The organism is Mesorhizobium captivum, assembly GCF_033977165.1.
Taxonomy (GTDB): domain Bacteria; phylum Pseudomonadota; class Alphaproteobacteria; order Rhizobiales; family Rhizobiaceae; genus Mesorhizobium; species Mesorhizobium captivum.
In genome coordinates this window covers 1-2,483 of record NZ_JAVIJB010000101.1, presented here as the reverse complement: position 1 = coordinate 2,483, position 2,483 = coordinate 1, and the positions used below count along the sequence as shown (strand labels likewise).

Below are 2,483 nucleotides of genomic sequence, written 5' to 3'. Positions count from 1 at the left end.
AAGCTCCTGGTCGTCCTCAACGCCATCATCAGGGACAAAACCGCATTCGCATGAACACAGTTGCCATGCCGTTACATCAGCCGAAGAGTGCGGCGACGCAGAATATCGCGTTCTGGGCGCTCGCTGAATCGCGACTTCTGGACCGCTGCAACGCTTACACGTCACGGAATGGATCCCAGGGTCTCCGCGACGGAGCTTCGCTCCTGCTTCGCCCTGGGATGACGACGTCGGGGAGGCTTCGGCCAATCCCCAACGTCAGCGATGGTGCCCTTGCCGCAGAGTCCCTGTCTCTCAGACGCCGATCTTGCCGCCGCCCTGCTTGGTGATGGCGACGACCGAAGGCCGGACCGGCATGTCCGGCTTGAAGTCCGGCCAGCGGGTCGACAGATCCTCATAGTAGGAGGGGCGGCCGAAGGCCTCCCAGTCCTCGCCGCCATCGCCCGGATGCTGGACGGCGACGAAGGCGGTCTGGTCGTCCGGGGCGAACAGCGGGCCGCACATTTCGGCGCCGATCGGCACGCGGAAGAACAGTTTTGACGTCGCCCGCGCGGCGCCTTCCGTGTCGACCGCCCACAGGCCGTCGGTGCGGCCGGTGGCCTTCGGACCCTGGCCGTCGGTGGCGACCCAGAGCCGGCCGGCCGAATCGACGGCGCAATTGTCCGGCATGCCGAACCAGCCATTGGCGGTGGTCGCCGTCGAGAAAGTGGCGCCGACATCGGCAACGGAAGGATCGCCGCATTTCAAGAGCACTTCCCAGTTGCCCTTGGTGGCGGCGAAGTCGCCACCGTCCTCGACGATCTCGATGATGTGGCCGAAGGCGTTCCCGGCGCGCGGGTTGGCGGCGTCGACCTGGTCTGCCTTGCGCTTGGAATTGTTGGTCAGCATGACATAGACCTTGCCGTTGCCGGCATTGGGCTGGATGTCCTCCGGCCGGTCCATCTTGGTGGCGCCGAGCAGGTCGGCGGCGCGGCGCGTCTCGATGAGAACGTCGGCCTGGCCGGCAAAACCGTTCTCCGCCGTCAGCGGGCCCTGACCAAACACGATCGGCAGCCATTCGACCGAGCCGTCCTCGGCGAACTTCGCCACATGCAACGTGCCGTCGTCGAGCAGGTTCATGTTGGCCGCGCGGTCATTCGGGTTGAACGTGCCCTTCGTGACGAACTTGTAGACATAGTCGAAGCGCTCGTCGTCGCCGAGATAGAAGACGACGCGGCCGTCCTTGGCGACGATCGATTCGGCGCCCTCATGCTTGAAGCGGCCCATGGCGGTGCGCTTCCTCGGCACCGAGTTCGGGTCGTTGACGTCGACCTCGACGATCCAGCCGAAGCGGTTGGGCTCGTTCGGCTCCTTGGCGAGGTTGAAGCGGTCGTAATGGGCGCCCCATTCATAGGCGCCTTCCGGAATGCCGAGGCGCTTGTAGTTGGCGGTCTCCTTGTGGCCTTCCGGCAATTCGCCCGAGAAATAGCCGTGGATGTTTTCCTCGGCCATCACATAGGTGCCCCAGGGCGTGATGCCGCCGGCGCAGTTGTTGAGCGTGCCGATGACCTTGGTGCCGGAAGGGTCGGCATTGGTCTTGACGCGATCATGGCCGGCGACCGGGCCGGAAAGCGCCATTTCGGTGTTGGAGGTGATGCGGCGGTTGAGCTTGCCGTCGCGCACCACCTGCCATTTGCCGGCCTCCTTGCGGATCTCGACGATGGTGCCGCCATGGGCCGCCATCTCGACATCGACCTGCCCCTTGCTGAGCGGCGCCACCTCGGCGGCCTTCTTGCCGTCCTTCTCGACGATCTTGACGATGCCCGGGAACATCAGATGCGGGTTGGTGTATTCGTGGTTGACGACCAAAAGGCCGTGCTCGGCCGAGCCGTCGATCGCGATATAGCCGACATAGTCGTTGTTGTAGCCGAACTGCCTGGCCTGGGCCTCGGCCGACTGCTTCACCGGGTCGAATTCCGGCGAATCGGCAAACAGCGGATCGCCCCAGCGCAAGAGCACGTCGGCATCGTAGCCCGGCGCGACATGATGCTTGTCGTCGATGCCGGCTTCGAGCTCGTCGAATTTGAAGGCGGAGCCCTCAGTGGCGCGCGCCTCGTCGGCGGCGACGAGCGCCAGCGGGCTGACGGTGGCGGCGATGGCCGAGACGGCCAACGAACCCTTCAGGAAACCGCGGCGCGAGAAGCGCGCGGCGATGATCTCGCCCATGGTGCGGTTGTCGGTGGGATTGACGGGCGGGCCGTCATTCTCCTCGAGCTGGCTGGTGCGGAAGCGGGTTTCAGGGGAGTCGGTCATGGGCTGTCCTCTGGCTTCTTGAGGTGGCTGGAGTTTTGTGACCTTTCGACCCCTATAGCTGGTCGATCACACTTTCGTGACATGCTTTCGACGTCACCCTTGGGCGATTGGCGAAACCCCGATGTCGGCCCCTTTCTCCCCGTCACTATACGGGGAGAAATGCCCGGCAGGGCAATGAGCGACTATCTGAGGTG

1 protein-coding gene is annotated in these 2,483 nt (G+C 64.6%); it reads right to left on the bottom strand.

Annotated features, from left to right (window positions below; genetic code table 11):
* Positions 1–291: 291 nt before the first annotated feature.
* Positions 292–2,289: a PhoX family protein gene (locus RFM40_RS33395; protein WP_320279042.1), complete on the bottom strand. Its 1,998-nt coding sequence runs from the start codon at positions 2,287–2,289 to the stop codon at positions 292–294.
* Between the last annotated feature and the right edge of the window lie 194 nt (positions 2,290–2,483).

Bases quoted from the DNA above. Each gene is read 5' to 3' on its own strand.
- RFM40_RS33395 (WP_320279042.1), bottom strand. From the start codon at position 2,289: ATGACCGACTCCCCTGAAACCCGCTTCCGCACCAGCCAGCTCGAGGAG.